Source organism: Pseudoalteromonas sp. OOF1S-7 (assembly GCF_022347765.1).
Lineage (GTDB): Bacteria > Pseudomonadota > Gammaproteobacteria > Enterobacterales > Alteromonadaceae > Pseudoalteromonas.
Genome location: NZ_JAKRFZ010000002.1, coordinates 373,900 through 399,641, shown reverse-complemented (window position 1 = coordinate 399,641; position 25,742 = coordinate 373,900). Strand labels below are relative to the sequence as shown.

General features: G+C 47.7%; 20 protein-coding genes. 13 read left to right on the top strand and 7 right to left on the bottom strand.

Annotated elements, in window-relative coordinates; translation table 11 throughout:
* Positions 1-6: 6 nt before the first annotated feature.
* From MHN33_RS04505 to MHN33_RS04475, 7 genes are all read left to right on the top strand, one after another.
* Positions 7-843: an ATP-grasp domain-containing protein gene (locus tag MHN33_RS04505; protein ID WP_239396233.1), complete on the top strand. Its 837-nt coding sequence runs from the start codon at positions 7-9 to the stop codon at positions 841-843.
* A gap of 40 nt (positions 844-883) precedes the next feature.
* Positions 884-2,140, top strand: a complete 1,257-nt coding sequence (locus tag MHN33_RS04500; protein WP_239396231.1) for an adenylate/guanylate cyclase domain-containing protein — start codon at positions 884-886, stop codon at positions 2,138-2,140.
* A gap of 78 nt (positions 2,141-2,218) precedes the next feature.
* A complete protein-coding gene (locus MHN33_RS04495; protein ID WP_239396229.1) occupies positions 2,219-3,436 on the top strand; it encodes an ABC transporter substrate-binding protein in 1,218 nt (405 codons plus the stop codon).
* Positions 3,436-6,759, top strand: a complete 3,324-nt coding sequence (locus MHN33_RS04490) for a PAS domain-containing hybrid sensor histidine kinase/response regulator (protein ID WP_239396227.1) — start codon at positions 3,436-3,438, stop codon at positions 6,757-6,759. Before MHN33_RS04495 ends, MHN33_RS04490 begins: the two co-directional genes overlap by 1 nt.
* Before the next feature lie 145 nt (positions 6,760-6,904).
* Entirely contained in the window at positions 6,905-7,345 is a 441-nt protein-coding gene (locus tag MHN33_RS04485; RefSeq protein WP_239396215.1) for a phosphate-starvation-inducible PsiE family protein, read from the top strand.
* 164 nt (positions 7,346-7,509) lie between these two features.
* Positions 7,510-9,690: an exonuclease domain-containing protein gene (locus MHN33_RS04480; RefSeq protein ID WP_239396213.1), complete on the top strand. Its 2,181-nt coding sequence runs from the start codon at positions 7,510-7,512 to the stop codon at positions 9,688-9,690.
* 80 nt (positions 9,691-9,770) lie between these two features.
* Entirely contained in the window at positions 9,771-10,151 is a 381-nt protein-coding gene (locus MHN33_RS04475) for a DUF1294 domain-containing protein (RefSeq protein WP_239396201.1), read from the top strand.
* 65 nt (positions 10,152-10,216) lie between these two features.
* Here the strand turns inward: MHN33_RS04475 and MHN33_RS04470 are convergent, their stop codons facing one another.
* Entirely contained in the window at positions 10,217-12,391 is a 2,175-nt protein-coding gene (locus MHN33_RS04470; RefSeq protein WP_239396199.1) for a cation:dicarboxylase symporter family transporter, read from the bottom strand.
* Positions 12,392-12,671: 280 nt separating this feature from the next.
* A complete protein-coding gene (locus tag MHN33_RS04465) occupies positions 12,672-13,163 on the bottom strand; it encodes a malate synthase (RefSeq protein WP_239396197.1) in 492 nt (163 codons plus the stop codon).
* 304 nt (positions 13,164-13,467) lie between these two features.
* On the opposite strand from MHN33_RS04465, the gene MHN33_RS04460 reads away from it, so the two are divergent.
* On the top strand, positions 13,468-14,961 hold the full coding sequence (locus MHN33_RS04460; RefSeq protein WP_239396195.1) for a DUF3612 domain-containing protein: 1,494 nt from the start codon (positions 13,468-13,470) through the stop codon (positions 14,959-14,961).
* On the opposite strand, the gene MHN33_RS04455 is transcribed toward MHN33_RS04460, so the two are convergent.
* The 4 genes from MHN33_RS04455 to soxR all read right to left on the bottom strand — a co-directional run bounded on the left by MHN33_RS04455 (position 14,958) and on the right by soxR (position 19,170).
* The gene (locus MHN33_RS04455) at positions 14,958-15,419 is read right to left on the bottom strand and encodes a GyrI-like domain-containing protein (RefSeq protein WP_239396186.1); all 462 of its coding nucleotides are present in this window, start codon (positions 15,417-15,419) and stop codon (positions 14,958-14,960) included. The genes MHN33_RS04460 and MHN33_RS04455 overlap by 4 nt on opposite strands.
* 290 nt (positions 15,420-15,709) lie before the next feature.
* On the bottom strand, positions 15,710-16,684 hold the full coding sequence (locus tag MHN33_RS04450; RefSeq protein ID WP_239396184.1) for a hypothetical protein: 975 nt from the start codon (positions 16,682-16,684) through the stop codon (positions 15,710-15,712).
* Between the two features lie 174 nt (positions 16,685-16,858).
* A complete protein-coding gene (locus MHN33_RS04445; protein WP_239396182.1) occupies positions 16,859-18,646 on the bottom strand; it encodes a DUF885 domain-containing protein in 1,788 nt (595 codons plus the stop codon).
* A complete protein-coding gene (gene soxR, locus MHN33_RS04440; RefSeq protein ID WP_239396180.1) occupies positions 18,643-19,170 on the bottom strand; it encodes a redox-sensitive transcriptional activator SoxR in 528 nt (175 codons plus the stop codon). The genes MHN33_RS04445 and soxR overlap by 4 nt, the downstream gene beginning before the upstream one ends.
* A 68-nt stretch (positions 19,171-19,238) precedes the next feature.
* Between soxR and MHN33_RS04435 the strand changes: the two genes are divergently transcribed.
* Positions 19,239-19,700, top strand: a complete 462-nt coding sequence (locus MHN33_RS04435; protein ID WP_239396178.1) for an NAD(P)H-dependent oxidoreductase — start codon at positions 19,239-19,241, stop codon at positions 19,698-19,700.
* A gap of 137 nt (positions 19,701-19,837) precedes the next feature.
* Entirely contained in the window at positions 19,838-21,796 is a 1,959-nt protein-coding gene (locus MHN33_RS04430; protein WP_239396169.1) for a hypothetical protein, read from the top strand.
* Positions 21,797-21,912: 116 nt separating this feature from the next.
* Here the strand turns inward: MHN33_RS04430 and MHN33_RS04425 are convergent, their stop codons facing one another.
* The gene (locus MHN33_RS04425; RefSeq protein WP_239396167.1) at positions 21,913-22,431 is read right to left on the bottom strand and encodes a hypothetical protein; all 519 of its coding nucleotides are present in this window, start codon (positions 22,429-22,431) and stop codon (positions 21,913-21,915) included.
* A gap of 222 nt (positions 22,432-22,653) precedes the next feature.
* Between MHN33_RS04425 and MHN33_RS04420 the strand changes: the two genes are divergently transcribed.
* The 3 genes from MHN33_RS04420 (at position 22,654) to MHN33_RS04410 (ending at position 25,712) form a co-directional block, all read left to right on the top strand.
* A complete protein-coding gene (locus MHN33_RS04420) occupies positions 22,654-23,112 on the top strand; it encodes a DUF4920 domain-containing protein (RefSeq protein WP_239396165.1) in 459 nt (152 codons plus the stop codon).
* 82 nt (positions 23,113-23,194) lie between these two features.
* A complete protein-coding gene (gene codB, locus MHN33_RS04415) occupies positions 23,195-24,409 on the top strand; it encodes a cytosine permease (protein ID WP_239396163.1) in 1,215 nt (404 codons plus the stop codon).
* A gap of 85 nt (positions 24,410-24,494) precedes the next feature.
* Positions 24,495-25,712, top strand: coding sequence for a multidrug effflux MFS transporter (locus MHN33_RS04410; protein WP_239396161.1), 1,218 nt, complete (start codon positions 24,495-24,497; stop codon positions 25,710-25,712).
* The last annotated feature ends 30 nt before the right edge of the window (positions 25,713-25,742 follow it).

Below are 25,742 nucleotides of genomic sequence, written 5' to 3'. Positions count from 1 at the left end.
GTTAAATTGGAGAGACAGGTCGCCTGCCTGATAGAGGCATGTAAACAACTGGATTTAAGGTACGAGTGTATCGACCATGAACAAAACCTGGTGAGGGTATACTTTAACCATAGTGTTGAGTATTTTGAGCTCAATAAAACCCCCTTTAACTCTGAATCCATCTATGGTCTGTGTCGGGATAAAATGCACTCATACCAGGCATTTAATCAAGCTGTCACTATGCCCAAGACTCTTTCTTTCCTCGACCCCAATGTACCGGACGAGTACAAGCACTATTTGCAGTACCAAACCATGGACGAGATTGTGGCGGCGGTTGAGGGCACATTTGGCTATCCGGTGGTCATCAAAAGCAATAGCGGTGCACTGGGTGTGAATGTTCACTTATGCCAGGATAAACCATCACTTGTTGCTGCCTTTGGTGAGATATTTAACGGTCAGTCAAAGCACTATGATTATCTGGCGCTGGCGCAGGCTTATGTTGAAAACAAGGCTGAATATCGTCTGGTGTGCGGTTTTGGTGAACCTTTGCTGGCGTATAAAAGAGGGATGGCACAGACATTTAATGTACGCTACTGGGAGAAAAATGAAGTCGCCACACTGGAGCAGGATGAGGCTTTGCTCACGGCCTTGTTTGAGTTTGTTAAGCCGGTGTTTGAGTTGGCAAATATCGGTTTTGTTGGCTTTGATATTATTCTTGGTCAGGATGATCGTTATTATCTGATTGAACTGAATTCATCACCCAAGTTCAATCATCTGATCATAGATAACCCGGAGCTTGGGCCTGCGGCGGTAACCAGGATGTATAAAAACATGCTACAAAAGCTAAATATTAGCGCGACTTAGGGCTAAACTGTTGGAAACCCTGTGAGCTGGCTAACTGACGATGAAGTGGTTAAAGGACATAGACAGCAGTTTTGATAAACTGCTGACTGATTGTTATCAAAGGCGTGAAATGGACATGGAGCGTCATGTCAATAAATTACGCTTTTTTGGCCTGGTAGCCTTGTTTTTGACTGAGCTGGCCATTGGCTTATACAGTATTGGATGGGATACCACGCTGGTGGTCGTTGACCTGATCACCCTCGCCGTGGTGACTTGCTGGTGCGGGTTAGTCGCGCACTGGGCACGCTCAGAAGGCTATAAACCCTGGCTCAAATATGTCTCTATCTTATTTGATTACGCCATCATTCTGACAGTGTCTGTTGAAGTTGAGTCTCTGGACGTTTTTAAACACTTTTTACATGACCTGCATCAGACCGAATTTGAGCTCATGCTGGTGAGTGTCCTGTTGTTGTTCAATATAATGAGTGCGTTTCGCCAGGGCAAGTTAATCATTTACTATTCAACATTCTGTTGCGTGGTGACCGGGACCTTAGTACTGGAGCACAGTCACACAGCCAGAGCCATAGAGCTCCACGAACAGGTGATCATTATCTGCTCTGGTTTTTTAGCATGGTCTTTGTCCAGTTATATCACAGGCACCTATACCAAACTGCGTCATCGGGAGCGTCTGCTACGCTACTTACCTGAGCAACTGGTAAAAGCGGTTGAACGGGGCGAGGTCGATATTGAACCAGGCGGTGAAAGACGTGATGTCACTGTGCTGATGGCGGATATCCGGGGTTTTACCAGGCTCTGTGAGCAGCATGATCCTGAAGTGGTCACGCAATTACTGAACCGCTACTTTTCTCGTATGAGCAGCGTTATTTTTATCCACCAGGGCATGATTGATAAATTTATTGGTGATGCAATCATGGCAGTATTCGGGACACCTCAGAAAGAAGAAAACAATGCTAAAAATGCAATAGAAGCGGCCCGACAAATGCTTCAGGCGCTGGATGCGCTAAATCAGGAGTTCATCGCAGAGGGCTTGCCGAGCATCGCGATTGGGATTGGCATCCACAGCGGCGATGCAATCGCGGGTAACGTGGGTAGCAGCAGCTGTATGGACTACACTGTAATTGGCGACACCGTCAATGTCGCTGCACGGATTGAGAGTAAAACCAAAGAATTGAAATACCCGTTGCTGATCAGTGAGCAAAGTGTTCATCAGTCGCGGCTGACACAGCTTAAACGGGTTGCCATGGTTGAGCTCACTGGACGTAGCCAGCCTATCGAGGTGTATTATTATCCGGACTAGAAAAGATTAACAGAGTGTTGTGCTAAGCAATCTTTATGAAATAGTCTAACTTTAAGTAATCAGGTACTTAACGCGCTTATGAATATGGAACGGACACTGCTTGCTGTTTTTCTCTGCATTGTGACTTTCTGTGTGCTGGCAGATGCCGCAGAACGACCAGTGCTGCATATTTATCATGACTCTGATTACAGTAATCACAGTGCGTCGGCCGAAGCCATGAAAATGGGCTTTAATAGTGCGCTCAGTGAACGCAATTTTGAAGTTCAGGGGTTCAGGTTGCAACTGCTGGAAAAGGATCACAGGGGCAATAGTAATCGCAGTTTACTGACTATGAGACGCTTTTTGCAGGACGACAGTGCGTTATTGGTGCTGGGCGGATTACATTCACCGCCATACATAAAACATCGTGAGTTTATCAATCAGCAGGGCATTTTACTCTTAGTGCCTTGGGCCGCAGGCGGACCGGTAACACGGTATCCGGATGGCAACAATTGGGTGTTTAGACTCTCTATTGATGACACCAAAGCCGGGTTGAGACTGGTGGAATTCGCCGGACAAAAGCAATGTCGTTCGCTGCACCTGTTACTGGAGCGCACTCCCTGGGGTAAATCAAATTATCAGACCATCACCCGGGCTCTGGATAAACCCGAGGCCCCCGTGACCTGGTTTAACTGGAATATGAAAATGAACGCCACCAAAATCATGCTGCGAGAGATTGTCAGTAACGGCCATGATTGTGTGATTTTTGTGGGCAATGCACTGGAGGGCAAACAGCTGGTCAAGGCAGTTGCACAGATACCAGAGGCGCAGCGCCCGGCTATCATCAGTCACTGGGGCATAACGGGTGGCAACTTTTTCGCTCAGGTATCCGACGAGCTGCGTGCGGGCATAGACTTACATTTTCTGCAAAGTTGTTTTTCCTTTCAGAAACGGCCTCACAATGAATTTGCAGCCCAGGTGTGGCAGCAGCTGGTAACCGCTTACCCAGACAAAGTGGTTGATGGTCGCTTTATTCAGTCCCCCGCCGGGTTTATCCATGGCTATGATCTGGGCCGAGTCTTACTTGGTGCATTCGATCAAATATCCTTAAGTGGTGAGGTCAAACAAGACAGAGCCGCGTTGCGTACTGCGCTTGAAAACCTTAAGCAGCCGGTTCAGGGGCTGCTCAAAGTTTACAAGCAACCATTTTCACCCTGGTCAGAGTCGCAGCCGGATGCCCATGAAGCACTGGGCCTGGACGACATATGTATGGCCCGCTATAACGCTGACGGGAGCATCAAGGTGCTAAATAACTAATGAATAATAGAGCTGTGAATTCGCTATTTAAGATGAGCTCCGACAAAGCATTCTATGCATTCTTATTGTGTAGTCTGGTATTGTCTGTGTCCTTGAGTCTGGTGATGCTTAGCAATCACGCTGATACTGCCATTCGGCAAGTACAAACGGAAGTGCGTCAGACCGAAGCGCGATTGGGGGTCAGTAATCTGGGACAGTTTTTACGTACCCGGCTGGTACTGCTCAAAGATCTGGCGCAATACCCGGTTTTAGCCAACGGGGTTATGGGGTCAGATATTTCACGCGCTTCTTTGTCTGATTTCCTTGGGGAGTATCGGATTCTGGGGAAAAAAGAACCCTTGTCCTTGTACAATGTACTTGGCGAGCCGGTATATCGCAGTGGTCAGGTATCGCCAACTCTCGGCGAAGAAGGAGACTGGCTTGAGCTGCTGCTAGACGGGCGATTACCTCACGCAGTAATTTTACAACGTAATGCGCAGTTATTTAGTTTTGTCATTGCCGTACCCATAGAGTACAACGGATTTACAGAGGGCGTACTGGTTGCAGAGTTTGATACTGACTTGGCCAATCTCCTGGCACTGGATCTGAGTAATCAGGCCCTGGCAGTCGAATTGTCCGGACAGTGGGTTGATTACAGTAATGCAGCGCCCGGTGCTGAGTATGTTGTGCTGCACAATACACAAATGCCGGGCACAGATATTCATGTCAGTCTGATGATTAGCCAGTCAACCATTGACGACCGTGTCTTTGCGTTTATTGTTGAGCTAGGTCAGGCTATTTTTATTGGGCTTTCTTTATCTTTTCTGCTTCTGCTGTTTTTTGGTCGCCAGCTACTGCTTAACCCGTTCAAACGCCTTCAGACCTCAGAGCAAATGATCAAAAAAAGCGAAGAGCGTTTTAAATTGGCAATTGAAGGGAGCCATGATGGGATCTGGGATTGGGATATTGAAAGCGGAGATGTATTCTACTCGCCGAGATACCGAGAGTTACTAGGTTACAGTCCATCAGATCACACAGGCTTTCCAGATCGCTTTGAAGTGCTTGAACAGCATTTACACCCAAAAGACAGAAGTTCGACTTTCTCTGCGCTGCAGGATCATTTGAATGGTAAAGGCGGCTTTGACGTTGAGTTTCGTTTGCGTACCAAACAAAATGACTATCGATACTTTCGCTCAAAAGGGCTGGCACTGCGCGATGAGTCGGGAAAAGCGATTCGTATGTCCGGTTCTCTGACTGATATCACAGATCAAAAAATGTATCAGGAAGCATTAAGTCAGGCAAAAGAGCATAACGATTTACTTGCTTACGCAATCGAATCTTGTGATGTCGGTATTATAATTTCAGATGCCAAAGTTCAGGGTCTGCCACTGACTTTTATCAACAGTGCATTTACCACTATCACCGGCTATGGCGAAGAAGTACTGGGCACTAACTGTAAGTTCTTACAGGGGGAAGAAAGTGCCCCTGAAGCTGTCGCTAGTATGGTCGAGGCAATTAAAAGCCGCCAGGCGCACCGCACCGTTATTCTGAATTACACCAAGCATGGCAAGCCATTTTGGAACAATCTGCACATCGCCCCTGTGAGCAATGACAAGGGAGAGCTGGTTGCCTATGTAGGGATTATTCAGGATATTTCTGAAGAAATCGCGCAGGAACGAGCGCTGGCAGAGGCAAAAAGCCAGGCCGAGCAGGCCAGTCGGGCGAAAAGTGAGTTTCTGGCCTCCATGAGTCATGAGATACGTACACCCATGAATGGGGTATTAGGTATGCTGAACCTGTTGCTCAGTAATGAACTGGATGAGCAGCAAACACACAGGGTTAAACTTGCGATGAGTAGCGCCAACTCATTGCTTAACCTGATCAATGACATACTCGACTTTTCTAAGGTGGATGCAGGCAAGTTAGAGCTTGAAATGCTCGACTTTGACTTGCGAGGCATGTTTGAAGACTTTGCGGAGTCTGCGGCTTTACAGGCTCAGTGCAAGGGCCTTGAGCTGGTGTTGGACACCCTGGATATTGAAGAAAGTATGGCCAAAGGGGATCCAAGCAGGATCAGACAGATCCTTGCAAATCTGGTTGGCAATGCGATTAAATTTACTGAGCAGGGCGAAGTGATTATTCAGGGAAAACTGATCAGGCAGGAGGGTAATGTGCTGCGCCTGGAGTGTGCCATAACAGATACCGGTATAGGGATCCCCAAAGCCAAAAGCGCGGCCCTGTTCGACTCCTTCTCTCAGGTTGATTCGTCTACGACGCGAAAATATGGTGGCACTGGCCTGGGCCTGGCGATTGTCAGAAAGTTGTGTCAGCTGATGGGCGGCGATGTCTCGGTTCACAGCACTGAAGGTGAAGGGAGTACCTTTACATTTTCTGTGTTACTTGAGAAAAGTGCGCAATCAAAGCAGATACTGCCAGACTTGGATATGTCTCAGCTTGAGCTACTGGTCGTGGATGATAACCAGACGAACCGTACGGTATTGGGGCAACAGCTCAGACACTGGGGCGCTCAAGTGTTTGAATCGTCTTCTGGCATCGCCGCGCTGGCTGAGTGTGAAAAGCGCTATCACGATGGTCAACGCAAAATGTTTGATATTGCATTGCTGGATATGCAGATGCCCAATATGGATGGCGCGCAATTAGGCAAAACTATCAAAGAAGATAAGCGTTTTCAGGGAATAAAACTCATTATGATGACCTCAATTGGTCACCAGGGCGATGCCTCTTATTTCGCAGATTTGGGGTTCTCAGGGTACTTTCCCAAACCTGCAACAACAGAGGACTTGTTTAACGCCTTGTCTGTGGTTGCCGATGATGGTGAGGCGCTGGCAAATGCTAAACCACTGGTAACGACACATTATCTGAAGAGTATGAAAGACCCACATCAGGATACGAAAAAGGTTAAATGGGCACCCAAACCACGCATCTTATTGGCAGAAGACAATCAGGTTAACCAGATAGTGACAGTAAGCATGCTGCAAAAGCTCGACATTGAATACGTTGATGTCGTGAGCGATGGCAATGAGGCACTACGCAACCTGAGAGATTATCAACATTCAGAAGGCTATTCGCTGGTTCTGATGGATTGCCAGATGCCGGAAATGGACGGTTTTCATGCCACCAAAGCCATTCGTAAAGGACAGGCGGGTAAGTCAAACATGGACATTGCCATCGTGGCGCTCACCGCCAATGCCATGGTGGGCGATGAGAAAAAATGCCTTGAAGCCGGCATGAATGATTATCTGAGTAAACCTGTGTCGATTGAGGCGCTGCTGAGCTGCCTGAAAAAGCACCTGGAGTATGAGCATATCCTGGTCGAAGAATAACAGAATGAAGAGCAACAAAATAATGCTCGCTAATTGCTGCGCTTAGCTTTATTATCGCGCGGCTTTGCTCAGGGTGAGTGAAGTTTGTACAGTTTGGGCGCAGCCTGCACTGTGTAGTTAACCTTAAACTAAGTTAATTGACACCATGATAAGCAATAAAATAAAAGTGGTTTTTGATAAATCTGTTGATGCAATCTTCGCAGTCATCTTACTCTTTATTATCATTGGCATAGCCATTGGCACACTGCAACTCTTTGTGACCACCTGGAAGCTATTGGCGTTTAAAGGAATTACCGGGCATTACATCGATATCATTGCAGATGTTCTGACTCTGTATGTTCTGATTGAGCTGTCTCGCTCTTTGGTTGAGTACTTTAACACTCATCGCCTCAGGCTGACTTTTATTGTCGATGGCGCGATTGTGTTTGTGATCCGGGAGATCCTGATTGCATTGTTTAAGCATGACCTTAAACCAGACATGATCTACGCATTTTCGGTGTTTTTATTTGTACTGGGTGCATTGCGTATCGCTTCTGTGCTGGTATATCAGCGTGAGAAACACCTCTCAGAGCAGGAAAGTCACTAATCTTTACTTCGGGGCTGCGGCCCCGTTTTAAAACTCTGTCCTCTCAACCACCATACGCGCGTTTAACTAATATTGCATAACAACGGGCTTTGCTTTCATATCAGATTAGCTTAGGATTTTACTGTGATAGTATACAGTGTTTTGGTTTTCAGGGTTGGTTGTCTATGTTAAAAGCGTTACCAGAAAAGTATTACCTCGCCCATTTCAATGAGCTGCAGGGGTTTATCGCAAAAACCAGCCTTCATTTGCTGAGCCCAGCGCAGCAAACGTTGTTCAGAGAGCTTACCTCTCTGGATGAAGATTGCCTGTGTCTGTTGCTGCGGATCATTAATCGCAAGCGCGTATTTGTGACCCGGGCCCAGCTTAACTACGCAGAAATTAACGATATTGATACAGCGCTGCTTGCACTGGCGCGCAAGGGCCTGATTTGTGTGGCACAAGATGAGGATAGCGATGTACTGCTGGCTGAGCTTACAAAGGAGCAGTTGCAATCTATTGTCGCTGAGCTGATTTCGTCAGGCAACATTTCTGTGGCAGCGCCGGCGAAATCAGCGAAAAAAAACCTATGGGTTGAGTTTGTGTATACGCAAAGCAAAAGCGCCTCCCTGACGGATACATCAGTCTTTCGTGCGCACCTGTCAGCGCCAGTCAAAGCGGACTTTGAATACTGGTTGTTTTTGTTTTTTGGCAAACTGGGTGGCACCTTGCAGCAGTTTTCATTGCGCGACCTGGGTGTGATGCAGACGCGCCAGGGCGTTGCCACCGGTAATGCGCACTTTTCGGAACTGGCAGAGGCGCAAAGTGCTTACTTTTATCTTGTCCAGAGCAAAAACCTGAAAACTCGGGATTTGGCAGGCAAATTGTCATTGGCAAAGCAAATTTGCGAACAGCAGGTGCCAGTCGCTGAGGGACCCATGGCCCAGGCCTGGCGTGATGATTTAACGCATAAACTGGCTTGTCAGCTGGAGCAGGATGACGCCGAATTAGCAATGGCAATGCTTAAGCTCAGTAACCACCCAAAAGCTCAGGAAAAGTATATTCGTGCTTTATACGGAGCTGGGGAGTATGAAGCTTGCCAGGCGCAGCTGGATGCGGTGTTGGCCTGCCCACAAAATGAAGAGCTGCTGATATTTGCCGAAGATTTCTCAGCGCTGAAATTCACCACTAAGCGTACCTCAGTACTAACCGATATGCTGCGTCAAAGCGGCGCGCCGATTGCACTGGATGAGGCCTATGTTGGCTATCCTGAGCAGGGGGCAATTGCCTGGTATCACCGTCAGGGTTGTAACGCTTTTCATGGAGAAAATCAGTTCTGGCGTATGTTGTTTGTATTGGTTTTTTGGCCCGCGCTATATGAATCTAATGCCAGTGCACCCAGTAATGAATTTGACTTAACCCCCAAGAGCCTTAAATATAACCAGTTTTATGAAGTACATAGCGAACAAATTGAGCAAATCCTTGCTGCTATTACCGACAATCAAAGCCTGTTCGACTGGTTACTTCACCAGGCAGGCTCGCATTTTGGCAAACCGAATCGTTTGGTGTTTTGGCATCAGCCAACTATAGACTTGTTACTGAAGGTGGCCCGGCTTATCCCCATTGCGGCGTTAAAAGCGCATCTGTGCGCCATGTGTAAAGATTTTAAAATGCTCAAAGATGGTTATCCGGATCTGATCTGCATTAACGGCACCGACGTCTCATTTGTTGAAATTAAAGCGCCAGGCGACAGCCTTCGACGTAATCAGCTGGTGACCATAAGACGCCTGATGGAGTCGGGCTTTAAGGTGGATATTCAGCAAGTGTGCTGGCAAATAGCGCCGCAACAGGCCTATGTTGTCATAGATGTGGAAACGACTGGAGGCAAAAAGGAGTTTGACCGCATTACCGAAATCGCCATGCTCAGGGTGGTCGACGGCCAGGTGACGAAGCGCTGGCAAAGCTTAGTTAATCCGATGCGGCGGATCCCGAAATACATCACCGAATTAACGGGCATAAGTAATGAGATGGTGGCTGATGCACCGCGTTTTTCTGAGGTTGCACAGCAAGTGGAAGACTTTATGCAGGACGCCATTTTTGTTGCCCACAATGTGAATTTTGATATGGGCTTTATCAAGGCCGAGTTCGCGCGTCTGGAGCAAACCTTCCAAAAGCCTAAGCTGTGCACAGTTCAGCAGGCCAGAAAGTGGCTGCCCGGCCTGAAGTCTTATGCGTTAAACAAAGTGTGCCACGAGCTGGATATTACTCTGACCCAACATCACCGGGCGATGGCTGACGCGCAGGCAACGGCCGAGTTATTTATGATGATCAATATGCAAAGGCTCGCACATCAGCAACAGTCAGTGTAAAAACAAATATGCGTGGGGGATGTTTGTTTGAGGTGTTTAGTGTACATTCCTCACCATGTCCTGAGTGAACAGTCACTGCTGTGTATAAAAAGTATCTGGTTTATTCTTTGTTGCAGGTATCCTGGGGGTTGTCAGCGCTATTGCTGGTGTTTGCTATCATGCCCAGCCTGATAGCCCTGTCTGTTCCTGCCTGGTGCATTCCTGTGTATCTGCTGGTCTCTGGTGCCATTGTGTTTGGGGTGTATGGAAGAGATAAAGCATTGTCAAAAAAAGGTACTGAGCGACTCTCTGAGCGCCTGTTACTGACTGTCTCTGCGGTTTCACTACATATGGCTACTTTGCCGGCTATGTTGGTTTTCAGGCATAAAACAATCAAGTTGCCGTTTTTATTAAAACTACTGGCTCTGTATTTGGTTCAGCTCTTCGCCTTTGTCACTGTGCTGGTCGGTTATTTGATGTAATACCCAAGCGCCTGGCTTGCAGCTAGGGGAAGTTTGGTGACAGGCTGGCACCTGTCACTCGCTTATCACTCGAGTTTGAGTTCAAACTCATAGTCCAGCTCGTCCATTAAAGACCAGCGATGCTGCTTGTTTTGAGTGCCTTTGCCCAGGATCCAGTAATCATAACTCTTAGTGATTTGTCCCTGGCTTTTCGCAATGGTGAGCCAGGCGTTAACAAAACTCAGAATATCCAGGTTGCGTTTGGCAACGGCAAACCCAACCGGGTATTGCATCTCTGCACCTTTGGGCACAACGACGCCAAATTCCGGGTGGAACATACTCCAGGCAAATCCTGCCTCTGCGCTTATCACCATGGCATCGAATTGTCCGTCGGATTCAAAGAATGCCTGATGATTTGATAAAGCTGACACCTGGATATGTGGATATTTTTTTGCCAGGTCCTGCATCAGCGGGGTGTATTCCACGTGAACCAGGCGCAGATCACGGTAGCTGAGTACCTGTTCCCGGGTTGCCAGTTGCTTAAGGCGATGATCTTTCGCAATTAAGGCCAATTGTAATTCGAGTACAGGATCACTAAATCTGACCTGACTGAGGTCGGCAACATTGATTTCCAGCCCCGACATCGCAATGTCAAAGAAGCCCTTGTTCAGGTATTCAGCCAGCTGCGACTTTTTAAACGGAATAAACTCAACTTTCACATTCAGATCGGCAGCCAGTTTGTGTGCCAGACTGATGTCAAAGCCCACCAGTTCTCCTTTTTGGTTAAAGTAGCTAAATGGCACGTTGTCGACCAGATAGCCCACTCTGAGTAAGTTACGTTTTTTTATCACGTCTATGTTGGTCAGTGACAACTCTCCGCTTTGATAGGATTTGGGCACATGGTTCAGCACTTCTGCCGGCACCTTATCAGATACCGCCATATTGGCAATGATCTCATCGGCCGCCTGAGTATCACGAGCCAGATGATTATTGGCCGTAAAGCTGAGTAACATAAACGCGGGCAGCAGGGCGCTGAGTAAGGTCAGGTAATACACCGAACGGATCCGCTTAAGGTGCAGCTGACGCTTGGTATAGAAGATACATAACAGCACGAAAGAAAAAATATAAATCACCGTCGTTGGCGAGACTATTTTGGCAGTCAGTACCGACATTGACAGATACAGCTGATAGCTGTCTGCCGGGATCTTGAGGCTGTCCAGCAGGTAAGGAATAGCAATATGCACGTTGGCAAAATAGCTCAGCATGGCCGACAGAGTGACATTGGGGATCTGATCCAGCATAACCGGGCTGCCTGTCAGCCAGGCTGCAAAAGTCACAAACATCAGTGTTGTCAGTTTTCCTAAGCTAGGAAAAGTATAGGCGATAGGTACCAGCACTTCAGCGATGTGGTCCGACTCTTCATCACTGCGTTTGATTTTTGCCAGGTGAGTTTTTATGCCTTCTGTGATCACAGGTAAGACAATAAACACGTTGCCGGTACTGAACGCGGTGATCCACGCATTACGCATCACCATAATCAGGTCTCGATACTTAACCGGGGTTAATGCTGCAACCAGCATAGGTAGCAGGGCAAACATCAGGTAAGCTCCCAGACAGGTAACCAGCACCAGGTAAATTTGCAGGTTGTTGAGCTCTTCCATACTGATGGTGCCGGCGGTACTGGCGGTCATCGCAAAGATCCCAATCGGGAAGAGTTTAATGATTTTTTTCGAAATCAAAGATAATCCCTGACCGACAACTTCAAGGACATCTAACAGACTGTTCTTTTGTCCGTTAGAAATCAAAGAAAGCCCGAGTGCAATACAAAAAATCACCAGCGCGGGCACATTGCCTTCAGCCATCGAAGCAAAGGGGTTGGCGGGAATATACTGGCTGACAAAGTCCACTTCCGGGGCACTGGCGACCAGTGCAGGGGAGAAAAAGGTGCCTGCATCATGGCTTGGTAGCGTAAGTGAAAACGCCCAGATGGCAGCCAGGCCTACCAGCCACAGGCTGATCATGACCGTGGTTGCTTTGACTAAAATCGATTTAACCTGATCCGGGTTGAACTTGCCCAGCCCGACTATCAGGCTGACCACGATATAAGGGAAAATGGTGATCTGCATGAGTTTGACAAACCCTTCGCCGAGTGGTTTTAAAAACGCCACCCGTTCACCAAAAATAAGGCCACATGCAATACCGAGCAACAATGCCCAGAGCATCCAGTTCATGCTCTTTAACCAACCTAAAACGAGTTTCATAATCCCCATGTACGCAATAAAAAGAGCGAGATTATATTGAGGTTAGCTGAAATTAATCTGAATGCAGCGCAGGCAAGTAAAACTACAGGTGTATTTGCAAGCAAATGATGGAGATTGGCTTGTTGAGCGGGTTGTGTGCGCTGACGGCAAAGCCAACCATGCTCGGTTGTAATTTACTAAGGGCAGTTTATTTATTGTGCCGTGCTTTTGAATATTGAGCGCTTACACTGATGTGAGCACTCAACGTGTCTTTTGTATCGCCAGCAGCGCGATTTGTCCGTTACAGCTGGTAGTCCTCACCATTTTTTGCCCGGTAGCATTTACGATCTTGCTCGTTGACCAAGGCATGCTGCACGCCAGAAACAAAGCTCATCCACATACGGCTGAGTGCTTCCCCGGTGCCAGTAACCGGGCTGAGTGGCGTTTCGTACTGGACATCATTCAGGTGAGCGCGGTCATGGCGGCCAGGCTCGCAGCCTGTATCAAAGCTGAGTTCAATATGCATGCCGTCCGACTTTTTCAGCAAAATGGCACTGGGTGCTTCACGGTGGCCACATAATGCTACGAATTGCTTGCAGTTTTTGAGTCCGCAGTGCTGGCCGTCGGCGAAGAACACCATCAGGTGATTGTAGTAAACGACATAAGAGCTGACATCTTTGTGAGAGCCGAACTCCAAAGGACAGTGTTGATCCAGGTACTGCTTTGCGACGATCAGCTTTTGACATTCTGTGCTGGTGTTTTCTAGTTCTGTATGCTGAATTTGTGCTTTCATGTGTGTATTCCCAGTTACCAAGGTTACCCGATACCCGCTGCCTGTGTGGTGAGAGCTCGATGGCTCGTTAATTCACCCGTTGTCGTCACAAGGCAAAATATCGCTACTATTATTAACTTCCTGCAGTGTCCCGATGGGTGCAGAGTCTTCTGTTGACAAATTCAGTGTATGAAAAAAAATCGATAAATTTCACAAAAAGAATTTTACAGTGTAAATTTTACAAAAACTGGTCTGACCATGTGTTGTGGCATAGTAGTAAAGCACAGCGTTCAGGCGCCTTACAGACGTAAACAGGAATGAAACGGTGAAAAAAAATTCAGAACTCATGAGAAAGTCACACTTTCTGGGCACCAAAATTCGTAATTTACGCAAGCGAAATCACTTAACTCTTGAAGACTTATCTGCACGATGTATCCGGGTTGATCCGCAATCGGCACCTTCCGTGTCGTACCTGTCAATGATTGAGCGAGGTAAACGCACGCCCAGCAGCGACATGCTGGAGAACCTCGCCGAGGTGTTTCAGAAGCCGGTAGACTGGTTTTTGGACAATGAGCCCGAGGTGAACGAAATCACCCCACAAAAAGGGCGTCATGGTGGGATCAGCGGTATGGCACTGGAGCCCAACTTTTTGTTTGATAACGACATCTTACAAATTGCCATTCCGGAAATGCTGTCGCAGACGGGGATCAGCGGACGTCAGTTTGCACACTTGCTGATCCGCGCACATCAGGAACACCACCAGAATCACTTTCCGGATCTTGAACGCGCGGCGGAAGAAGTCGGTGGCAAAGACTTATATCTGAATGCTGAAGCCTTGTTGAGTATGCTTAAAGCCCAGGGCCTGGTGGTGCATTGGTTTGATGAGGCACCGGGGGAAGTCATAGATGAGAGCGGCCATATGTTTAAGCGTGTGATCACCTCTTACTTTGCGCCACCGAATGAGGTGCATATCAATCGCGTGTTGCAGCAAAACCAGCCCAGACTGAAGTACGATTTGGCCGTACACCTGGGCCACGCGGTTCTGCATAACAGAGATAGGTTGCAATGTGTACTGGGTTCCGGTGGAGTCAGCGGCGGTACAAACGCCGACGAGTCTGCTCCGAATGCTCAGGATATCCTGTCTGCCTGGCATGACTTTGAATCCAGTTTTTTTGCCGGCGCGCTATTGTGTCCCAAAGTCGCTTATCGTCAGCTGCTAGACTCGTATGGATATGAAACGCACATACACCAGGCACTAGGGATTTCGCCGTCGGTGGCCATGCGCAGAATGACAGTGGCATCGCCTTACCCACACTGGCACTATTTTGATGCCTATCTCCCGGGTAAGCTCAAAGCTGTGTATCGAGGCAATGGTATCCCCTTGCCCTGGGGAAATATGCGCAGTGTCGCTGATCCATGTCAGCACTGGGCAGTGTTTCGCAAGTTTCAGCAGCAGGCAATGCAGGCCAGCGCACAATTGTCAGTACTCAATGTCAATAATCAGCCACGACTTTACTGTTGCGAATCCATCAAAGTGAACGATGTCGCTGACAACCCGCATGTACTTTGTGCTGGGATAGATCTCAATCCGGCAATAGCTGCCCAGGGGTTAGATGCCAATGAAGTGGTACAGGAGCTACAGGCCTTGTGCATCAAGCAGGGTGGTGCCAGTGTGGTGCCCTGGCACTTGAAAAAGCAATTGCAAAGCGTAGCTAAAATTCTCAATATCAATTGGATTGAGCGGGGCATAGCGAATGATGTCCGTGTTATTTGTACACGTGGTAAAGCCTGCCCCCGGCAGCCAGGTTGTTATGACTAAAGGATAGAAATAGCAATCTCTACTTCATCGCTGTGGTGATAAATCTCTATATCCTGACAATAAGCGCGTTGGTATGGACAGTCACTTTGCTCGAAATAGCGCCAGACAAGCTCCCAAAGGCGGATCACAGTTTGCGGCATCTCACCCTGAGCGGCAAAGCTCAGGTAACGCCCACCGTCCAGCTGCAGAATCTGGAGTGACGGATCGTTGTCGGCCTGCACGATTAGTTCCGATGAATCGCTGGCTACGGTGGCATTAAAATCGCCATGGTGATCTGACTCGTAATGTGAGTAGATACCGTAGAGTGTGGTACCTTCATGCAGTAAAGGCACATAGTTTTGGTTAAATGTTTGCCATAATTGGATTATCTGACCTTCTCCCTCGGTCTGTTCAAGATGATTATTGGTGCGGGTAGTGATCCCCACAACCTGGCGTGAAGTGAACGTTTTTACTTCCATTGGATTCCCTGATTACTCGTCGTATGTCGCGAAATTGCTTTACTCCGAATATCTGTCCCTGTCTACTGACAAAGCCACAACATCTAATGTGTCTATAAGCCTTTCCCAAAAGAGGCGGAGATTGCAATTTTATATGTATATTAAATAATCACTTAGACTATTAATAAGGCGGCCGCATGGTAACATAGTGTGAGTTTTAGGCAAGTCGCTGGGTAGGAAAAGTTCCACGGCTTTAGTCTTAGAGTGGGCCACAGGGTGTGGTCCACAAATGATAATAGGGTGAATTGAGGTTATTGGCCACGCCAGTCCCAGTCGGGGTAAAAGATGCCGTTTACCGTTGCGTTGTGGCCTGAGATAATTGAATGCGGCTTATCCACGCTCTGCCATCCGGTTGCGATAGAGTGCTCCAGCTCAAAAACCACGTTGCCCCAGAGTCTGTAGGGTCCGGTGATACTCGATTGACGATACGCGGCAAACAAAGTCTGCCCGCCCATCATGATCTCTTTCACGGAACTTTGATTGTTTATTTCCGCCGCACCTTTGCTCCAGATCTTGAGCAGCTTAATGCTGGATTGATTGTCACCCAGAAAGTACCCATTGCCAGATACCTCGACCTCATCAAATTGATTGCTGCTGGTGGAGCGGGCCGTTGAGGTGTCGGTAACGTTGAGCGCAACCTGGCGATTGCCTTCCATCAGATCCGCAGCAGAGCTGCCGGATACTTTAAGCTGTAAGCCTTTGTGGTTCTTGACGTACACGGTACTGTTGTTGTGTACAGTAAAGGGATAATAAGGCGCCTTGGGGTCAAAAACATGAGATGTCGTCAGGCCATCAATGGTGACGGTGGCATTTGCTTCTACATGCAATGCCAGAGCGGTATCGGGTGTGTCGATTGTAAAGTTACTTAGTGTTGATACGGCCGATTGAACGTGTACGGCACTGTGGTGTTCATCTGCAATGCTGAGCTTTACCGACGCGGTTTGCCTATCCTGACCTGTTAATGTTATGCCATCTCGTGTGATGAGGATGGGACCCATGCATTGACCAGAAAACTCGACCGTTACGTCAATTGAAAGCGCGTGAAGATAGTCGAGCATGCGTCCCAGTGCCAAGGGGTCATGTTCACACTGTACAGTGATAGTATGGTAGCTGTTGCCCTGTTGCTGCATGATGATGTTATTGGCACTGAGTGGATGTGCAGCCACGGTACAAGCCGTGATACAAACAGGGAGCATACATCGGGTGAGTGTATTTACTGGTGTCATTTCTATTGGCCCTACATGTTGTTTTAATGAAAATAAAATGTAGCGTCGGTGATTTATTTGGTCAATTGATTTTACTAATTTAATAGGGCAGAGATGAGAAATGCAAGAAATTCAGAAAGTTTTAATTAGTTAAATCAGTAAGGTATGCCAGATTTTTCAATCCGGCATAGTAGGTTAGTTCATCAGTTGACGAATGTACTTAACGGGGGCGCTGCCATAGCTCAGGAATTCTTCGTGGAAGGCTTTGAGGTCAAAGTCTTCACCCCGTTGTTTCTTTTGCTCTTCACGTAGGTCGTAAATTTCGCGGAACCCACTGTAGTAACTGGTCAGCTGCACCTGGCTGAGTGTGGCCCGACGCCATTTTCCTTCTGCTTCAGCCTGTTCCTGGAATGCACCGTTCATGAGTAAGTCCAGGCCTTGCTCTTTGCTGATTCCCTTAACCTGGATGCCATAGTCTAAAATGGTGTTGCAAATGACACGCAGGTTCCACTTGTAATACATCAGCCACATTTCAGGTTCGAAATTACCATATCCCTCTTCCAGCATCATGCGCTCAGTGTAGACCGCCCAGCCTTCAATCATGGCCCCGTTACCAAAGATGCTTTTCACCAAAGAAGGGGAGGTATTGGAATACACCAGCTGCGTATAGTGACCAGGCACGGCTTCGTGGATATTCAGGATCTGCAAGATCCAGTGATTGTATTCACGCAACATAGAATCTGCCTGTGCATCCGTCAGACCATCTAGTGGTTCAACATTGTAATAGGTGTTTTCTTTTTTCTCATAAGGACCTGGTGCCGAGATAGAGGCCAGTGCAAAGCCCTGCATGTAATCTGGTGTTTGGCGAACAACCAGCGGTTTTTCCGGGTCGAGTGTCAGCAGGTCTTTTTCCATCACAAAGCGTTCCAGCTCCGGGATTTGGCGCTTAATCTCGTTTACAAACTGAGATTTTTCAACGTGACGCTGGGACAGGTGCTTGATAAGTGTTGCAATGGCTTGAGTATCATCGCCTGGGCGCATCGTATCGGGGAAATACTTGGGCCACAGTTGATCGGTCAGCGTGATCATTTCAGCAGTGACCCGGGCTTTGTCCGCGAGTGCTTTTTGGTACATTTGTTTCGCGGTGTATCCTGACTGTATATCAAAGGCAAACTTTTCTTCGTAAAGTGCCTCTCCAATCCTAAAACTCCGTGCATTACCAGTTTGTTGCAAATCCTGCTCAAGCGCGGTCAAAAAATCGATATAACCGTGGATTGCCGTTTTAGCATTGGCAAAGCGTTGCTTGAACGCGGCCTTTTCTTCGGCACTAAAAGTGCTGAGTGCATCCACACGTGTTAATAGATCGTCCGTCAACACACTGAATGCCCCTTTATTTTGCTGGATCCCGAGCTGAGTATATTCTAGTGTTGGCTGGTCAATGTTGGCCTGAGCGGCGCGGTAGTAATCAGGTACATACTTGAGTCGTTTAAATACCAGGCGGAACTTGTCATCTTCAGACTTGAAACGACTGTTCAAAATGCTGGCAAAGCCGTACGACACATTGTAGCTACTTGGGTTCCACTGCCAACTTTTGAACGTTTCCTGCTCCCATTTGGCACGCTTTAGCGTATTTTCAATCAGGTGATAATCAATTTTCAGGTGGTTGCTAAGTGTGGCCAAATCAAATGACTGTAGCTTTGCTAACTGTGTATCGATAAAGGCCCGGTTGGCTGCGCGATGAGCGGCGTTCGGGATAGTGATGATATCATCATATTTGCCGTAGCCAAAGTAAGCCGACAGTTCTGGATACTGTTGCCAGTATTGTTCGATAAATTGCTCTGAGAATGCGACGAAGGCCACATCATTTGATTGCTGGCTGGTCTGTGAGGTTGCCTGCTGCGGCTCTGATTGGGTCGTGGTCTGAGCACAACCTGCCAGCGTAAATATGGCTGCCAGAGAGAGGCTGAGTGCCGTTTTTTTCATTCGCTTGTTCCTTTTTTGTTATTCTCGTTATCATAACAAGATTTGACGGCGCTTGCCTGCTCGGGATTATCTATCAGTACCGCCCCGTTACCTGCTTGTGCCACCACATCATCTGGGTTGTACATAGGGCAGCGGCTCATAGACAAACAGCCACAGCCAATGCAGCCGTCAACCATACTGCGCACTCTTTCCATATAAGCAATTTTTTCATCCAGTTGTGCGCGCCATACACTGGACATTCGGGCCCAGTCTTCTTTGCTCGGGGTGTTGCTGTGTGGCAAAGACATCAGAGTTTGTTTTATCTGGGCCAGCGTGATCCCCATTTTCTGGCCGGCCTTAATGATAGCAATACGGCGCAATACGTCTTTTTTGTAGCGTCTTTGATTGCCGCTGTTGCGCCAACTACGGATCAGTCCCTTGTTTTCGTAAAAATGGAGTGCGGAGACTGCGACATCAGCACGTTTTGCTACTTGCCCAACACTGAGTTTGGGGTCGTCTCGTTCTGTCATGTTAGATAGGGTCATTTTTGCACTTTACCTCAATCTTGGTTGAGGTTTTATGCTAGCAGCAAATAACACAAAGGAGAACCACAATGAAGTCGATCATTCTGTATTCAAGCTCAAATAAGCAGGGCAATACCGCGCAGTCCGCTCAACAGCTGGCACAACTGCTTCAGGCCGAAACCCTTTATCTCGATGATTATGAGATTAAAGACTATTGTTATAATCACAGTAATTCGGAGGATGACTTTCGTGCACTATTTCGTTCATTGCTGGACTATGATCATCTTGTTTTTGCTTCCCCGGTATACTGGTATGCGATAACGCCGAGGATGAAAGCGTTTTTCGATCGAATTACCGACTTTATGGATGATGAAACACTCAAGCCGGAACTGAGGAAGCTGCGTACTAAAGAGTTTTCGATATTATCAAATTCGATTCACGAAACCGCACCAACTTGTTTCACAGAGATGATCCAAAAAACCTGTGAATACCTGGGCATGACCTGTCGTGAGCGTATTCACCATCAGTACCCCTGTGAGGACAATAAATAAAAAATGCGATTCTTGGTTAAAAAATAGGCGATAATTGTTTCGTTAAACTAAACTGTGTTTGCTGTGGCATGGCGATGGGGTTGGTCAGTTGCTGTGCCGGAGTAACGATCAGTAACCGTCTAAAACCAGGAATTACCATGAAGAGATACAAGCTGCGCAACTGGCTTGTCATATTGTCTGTTTTCATACTTGCCTCCTGCCTGGGAGATGATGACGACGACAATACCAACATGCCAGATCAAACCGCACAAACCACAGAAGTCAAAGTGAGCCCGGCATTGGGATTAACCAAGAATGCAAATGTCAGGCTCATTTTACTTGCCAATAACACGCCTGTTGAGGGCGCAACAGGCAATACCGGTGAAACCGGTGTTGCAACCATCACACTGACATCTGCTATTAACGAGCCCTTTATTGTCGAAGTATTAGGGGGGGGAGACGCCGAATACTTTGATGAAGCCAAAGGTGTTTTCCTGGCCTTTACGGCCGACGCGACGCTTCGCGCCGTATTGAGCTCTTTTCAGGCTGAAGTGGGAGTAACAACGCTGACCGAAATTGCCGCAACGGCAATACTGAACACAGGCGCTACGAGTGCAGAGGCTGTTAACCTCGTCAACGAACAGGTCCGTGTTGCACTGGCACCTGCTTTGACGGATATCACGGCGCCGCCACAATTGATTGATGCAGCCAGCGGTGTTGCTGCAAGTAACGATCAGGCCGGTATCTATGCTGTTTCTCTGGCTGCGCTGGCACAAATGGGCAGCTCCTCCAGTTCACCGGCTCTTGCCATGGTCGATGCATTACGTGCCGACTTTTTAGATCTCACCATAGATGGCAAGGTTGGCGACAAAGCTTTTGAGTCACCTCTGTATAATGCCAGTACTTTCATCAGTGAATATACCAGCGCCATTGAGGCCTATGCACAGCAGGTGGGTTTAACCGCGGACTTAAACACCACGTTTTCACTGGATAACATCAAAAAAACCTTAGAAGGACTGGACGACCTTTTTGCCAGCCTGGATCTGGGGTCTCTAAATCTGGACTTTGTTCCTGGCGGTCTATCCTCAGGATCAGGTGACGATTCCGGCGATAACAATGACGGCAATGATGGTGAAGGCAACACTCTGACCATCACTGGCACTTCGACTGTAGCGGGTGTCACCACCGAAATACCAAAAATCACGATCAATAATGTACCTGCGCCTGACCCCAGTGACCTTGAAACCATCAAAAAGCAGATTGAAGATTCGTTTGTTCAACAAAATCTGACTGTAAATGATCTGGCCTTTGAACTGGTAAGCAGCTCAGACACCAAAATTGTGGTTTCTGTGCGCTACTCTGTAACTACCCAAGGAGTCACGGTTTCATCAGACCTGCTTTATACCTGGACGCTGACCGGCAAAGACAATGACGACATGGACGACGATGTGATGTTACCGGACGTACTCAAAAGCAAGTCGTTTATGATGGTGTTTAATTTGGCGCAAAGTGGCAGCAGCTACGCTGACGGGCAAAAAGTGAAATTTACTTTCTCTGGCTCTGGTATGCTGTTTATTGACACTGATCCCGAAGCAAATAACGGGGATGAAATGTCGCTGGATGATGTCATGATGGAAGGCACTGAGTACGTCTATAAAGATGAACAGAAAGGGTTTGTTTACCGAGTGTCAGTGACCCCAACCGGACTCAATGAAATTAACCTGTTCACGATGGAAAAGGTGTTGCTTGGCTCGTTTGTTGCTGACGAGGTCACTAATCTGACTCTATTGACGGCAAAAGCAGGAGAATACAAAGTTGTGGGTGAAGGTCATTCTCGCGGCACTGTGGTGATAGGCTCTGATGGTGCTATCGACTTTGACACCGGCATAAGTTATACACCCAGTGATATTACGGGGATCGATGACCGTACTGGCCCTCAACTTGAGGAACCGAGAATTCAGGTAAATTATGGTAAAGATAATGACGGGCCATTGATTAATCTGTTCCTGTCTCAAGATCGAGCTCAAATAACCAGTATTCAATATAAAAACACGGCGGAAAACGCGGATGTAATGGTGACGGTTGAAGGCACGGTTACGGGCGGAGGTGGCGGTTAACGAAAAATATCTTGTCTTGTACTCAGACAGAGCGGGCATGGCAGCCCGCTTTGCCTGATATTATCTATCCCCTCAGATGGGGTAACGTTGAGCTGTATCAGTAGTGGCTTGTTCATTTACCACTTAAACAGTTTACACCTTTGCTGTGTGTTGCCCTGGTAGCTGGATACGACAAACTGACCAACCTTGGATTCACGGATTGGATCGACACTGAAGGTATTGATGTTAACGTCGATGCTGCCATTGCTATCAAGTTTATAGGAAGCCTGTAGCTTGGTGCTGCCTACTTCAAACAAGCTCAGAAATTCATCTTTAAGCAGGTATTGATCGATCACGACTCCGTTGTTTTCATCCACTGCATAATGGCCCAGGTTTTCATTAAGCGTTAACAAGCTGTAGTTGCGAACACTTTTACGCTCTCCCTCTCCATAAACAATGATCCAGTCGGCTTTGTTATCGACCGCAGCACCAATTTCAAGTGACATTGGAAACTGATATAAGGTCCCGCGAGCAGGGGAGATAACCTCACACTGGCCTTTATAATATCCCTGCCATTCCTGAGGCGCGGCCTGTGCCGTTGTATTCAGCATCGCGAATGTTGTCATTGCCAAAGCGGATTTGATCATCTTATTCATACTATTTTCCTTTGTGATAGTGTTTACCCATTTAAGGTAAGTAGTTCTTATCCGTGTTGCAAGGCTGTATGTAATGGTTTGTAAATGAAGTGTACTTTTAGTGTTTTTCATGCTGAACATGTATATTACCTGTCTGTTTATAGTTTAAAATCAGCAAGCGTTTGTTATAGCTGTCTTATCTGTAATAATGACGAACAGAAAATGCAATGTAAGGAAAATAAGATGTTAATAAGAACAATGTTGAGTGTGTTTGCCATGGTGTGCACCGTGTCTGCTCTTGCTCAGCCAATGGAGTTCGGCGGCGGTGCCGACAAAACCAATGTCATTGATGCATCAACCTTGCTGGCAAAGGCGGATCAGTATCATCAAACTCAGGTCACAGTGAAAGGGGTGGTTACAAAGGTGTGCAAAAAGCGCGGTTGCTGGATGACGCTGGATGTAGAAAAGGGTGAGCAGATCACCGTGAAGGTACGTGATGGAGACATGGTTTTTCCTATGTCCGCGGTTGGCAAAACAGCCTTGGCCACTGGTCAATTTGAAGTGTTTGAGCTGAGTCTGGAAAAATCACGTCGTTACCTTGCTCATAAAGCTGAGGAAAACGGCGAAGCTTTTGATCCCGGCACACTGGAAAATCCGATCACGATATATCGGCTTAAACCCAGCGCGGTGACCATTCTCTGATAAAAGCGACAGTAAGCTCCATATTGTTTCCACTGTTTTGTGCTCTACTGGTGCCATTGTGTGATACATAAAAGGCCAACACGTGACCGAAGATAACAACCATGGACTTAAACCTGTTCCAGGGTCGGCAAGAAAAGGCGGGGTCGCTTTATCTTTGCTGATGCTGGGGCTGACTTTTTTCTCTGCAAGCATGTGGACTGGCGGGACGCTGGGTACTGGCCTCTCATTTAACGATTTTTTCCTGGCGGTCTTAGTTGGTAACTTATTACTCGGTTTATATACCGCGGCACTAGGTTACATTGGTGCTTCTACCGGATTGTCTACACATTTGCTGGCGCGATTTTCATTTGGCGTGAAAGGTTCCTGGCTGCCTTCGTTATTATTAGGAGGCACTCAGGTAGGTTGGTTTGGTGTTGGGGTGGCGATGTTTGCCATTCCTGTCCACAAAGCGACCGGGATTGATACCAATGTGCTGATCATTGTGGCGGGTCTGGCGATGACGACGACGGTTTACTTCGGTATCTCTGCACTAATGGCTCTGTCTGTGGTTGCTGTTCCTGCCATTGCATTACTGGGTGGGTACTCTGTGTGGCTCGCGATACAAGAAATTGGAGGGGTAGTCCAGTTACAATCTGTGGTACCTGAAACGCCTTTGCCTATGAGCGCTGCAATTGCGCTGGTGGTGGGATCCTTTATTTCTGCAGGTACCCTAACTGCGGACTTCGTACGTTTTGCACGCAGACCAGCCAGTGCCGTGCTGATCACGCTTATTGCATTTTTCCTTGGCAATAGCCTGATGTTTATCTTTGGTGCAGCGGGGGGCGCGGCAACGGGGGAGTCTGATATCGCCCAGGTACTGATGCTGCAGGGCTTACTCATACCGGCAATTGTGGTGCTTGGCCTGAATATCTGGACCACCAATGACAATGCACTGTATGCATCCGGCCTCGGATTTGCCAATATCACCGGCTGGTCTAGTCGTAACCTGGCCGTGATCAATGGTGTCATTGGTACACTCAGTGCGTTATGGCTGTATAACCATTTTGTTGGCTGGCTGACTTTTTTGTCGGCTGCGATTCCACCCATAGGTGGTGTGCTGATAGCCGATTATGTGTTTAACCGACAACGTTATCATGCATTTGAGAAAATGCATTGGCAAACAGTGCGCTACAGCGCCCTTGCGGCTGTTGCTATGGGCGTGTTTGCTGGCCATTTTCTGCCCGGGATTGTGCCGTTAAATGCAGTGTTGGGTGCAGCTCTGTGTTACTGGGCTTTCTCGCGCTGGGAGAGATACTGAGCGCGTAAAGTGCAATGGAGGCGGGGTGCGGATTGATACATAAACTGATATAATTGACGTCTCTCAACTTTGTATTTGGTATTCAATGGACGATACTGCACGCGCTTTTAACACCCGTATATTACTTCCTCTGCTGGCCAGTATTGTGGCAATAACGCCGCTGGCAATTGATATGTATTTACCAGCAATGCTAGTGATCGCCAGTCGCTTAGGCACGGAGATGCCGCAGGTGCAATTATCTTTGAGTATTTACCTTGCCGGTTACGCACTTGGTATGATGGTGTATGGTCCACTGGCCGATCAGCTTGGCCGGCGCAAACTGGCCTTGTTTGGGCTTGGTGGGTTCGCATTGAGTTCATTTCTGCTGGCATTTAGCAGTGATATTTTACACCTATGGGTACTCAGGGCCGCTCAGGCGTTTACCGGCGCGGCAGCAACGGTCGTCGTGCCAGGTATTATTCGTCATATTTATCAGGCAAATACCGCCAAAGGTATGTCCTATGTTTCGATGATAATGATGCTGGCTCCCCTGGTTGCGCCCAGTGTGGGATCTGCCATTCTGGGGCTAGCCAGCTGGCAATGGATTTTCCTCACCCTGGCGAGCTATGCGGTTGTGGTCATGGTCCTTGCTTACTTCTATCTAGTGGAAGTACCGATCTATAAGAGTGATAAGCACGGGCTCCACCTGTTTTTTGATAGTTACGCGACAGTGCTTGGCAATCGGGCAGCATTACCAGATATTGCCAGCTCAATGTTGGTTTCATTTGCCTTTTTCTGTTTCCTGACTTCTGTGTCTTTTATCTATCTTGATTACTTTGCGGTCTCTGAACGGCTTTTTGGCGTTCTTTTTGCCTTTAATGTGGTTGCCCTGATGCTGGGGAACTTTCTCAACACTCGCCTGGTCCCCAAGCTGGGCTCTAGAAAAATGTTATACATAGGGCTGTTTCTCGGCCTGGCCAGTGCCAGCACGTTGTTATTGTTTAGCCTGTTTGACTTGTCTTTGTACTATATCGTATTTAGCATCGCGCCATTGATGATGAGTCTTGGGGTCAGTGCGGCAAACGCTGATGCGTTGATTTTACTGGAATTTGAAAAGAACACGGGGACAGCAACGGCGGTTATAGGCACCTTACGGTTTGGTAGTGGGGCGCTGGTTGGGCCTCTACTTGCATTCTTACATGCCGATAATACGTTGCCATTTTCTGGCATGATGTTTGTGGCTGTCTTGCTGACTGCATTTGTACAATATGGCCGTGCTCGTCAGTGCAAAAATGAAAAGGCAACCCGGAGCGAGACAGCATAAACCGTGCTGAGCAAGGAGCTTAGCTTACCT

Coding starts and splice junctions, on each gene's coding strand:
- MHN33_RS04500 (WP_239396231.1), top strand. CDS start 884: ATGAAGTGGTTAAAGGACATAGACAGCAGTTTTGATAAACTGCTGACT.
- MHN33_RS04495 (WP_239396229.1), top strand. CDS start 2,219: ATGAATATGGAACGGACACTGCTTGCTGTTTTTCTCTGCATTGTGACT.
- MHN33_RS04490 (WP_239396227.1), top strand. CDS start 3,436: ATGAATAATAGAGCTGTGAATTCGCTATTTAAGATGAGCTCCGACAAA.
- MHN33_RS04485 (WP_239396215.1), top strand. CDS start 6,905: ATGATAAGCAATAAAATAAAAGTGGTTTTTGATAAATCTGTTGATGCA.
- MHN33_RS04480 (WP_239396213.1), top strand. CDS start 7,510: ATGTTAAAAGCGTTACCAGAAAAGTATTACCTCGCCCATTTCAATGAG.
- MHN33_RS04470 (WP_239396199.1), bottom strand. CDS start 12,391: ATGAAACTCGTTTTAGGTTGGTTAAAGAGCATGAACTGGATGCTCTGG.
- MHN33_RS04465 (WP_239396197.1), bottom strand. CDS start 13,163: ATGAAAGCACAAATTCAGCATACAGAACTAGAAAACACCAGCACAGAA.
- MHN33_RS04455 (WP_239396186.1), bottom strand. CDS start 15,419: ATGGAAGTAAAAACGTTCACTTCACGCCAGGTTGTGGGGATCACTACC.
- MHN33_RS04450 (WP_239396184.1), bottom strand. CDS start 16,684: ATGACACCAGTAAATACACTCACCCGATGTATGCTCCCTGTTTGTATC.
- MHN33_RS04445 (WP_239396182.1), bottom strand. CDS start 18,646: ATGAAAAAAACGGCACTCAGCCTCTCTCTGGCAGCCATATTTACGCTG.
- soxR (WP_239396180.1), bottom strand. CDS start 19,170: ATGACCCTATCTAACATGACAGAACGAGACGACCCCAAACTCAGTGTT.
- MHN33_RS04435 (WP_239396178.1), top strand. CDS start 19,239: ATGAAGTCGATCATTCTGTATTCAAGCTCAAATAAGCAGGGCAATACC.
- MHN33_RS04430 (WP_239396169.1), top strand. CDS start 19,838: ATGAAGAGATACAAGCTGCGCAACTGGCTTGTCATATTGTCTGTTTTC.
- MHN33_RS04425 (WP_239396167.1), bottom strand. CDS start 22,431: ATGAATAAGATGATCAAATCCGCTTTGGCAATGACAACATTCGCGATG.
- MHN33_RS04420 (WP_239396165.1), top strand. CDS start 22,654: ATGTTAATAAGAACAATGTTGAGTGTGTTTGCCATGGTGTGCACCGTG.
- MHN33_RS04410 (WP_239396161.1), top strand. CDS start 24,495: ATGGACGATACTGCACGCGCTTTTAACACCCGTATATTACTTCCTCTG.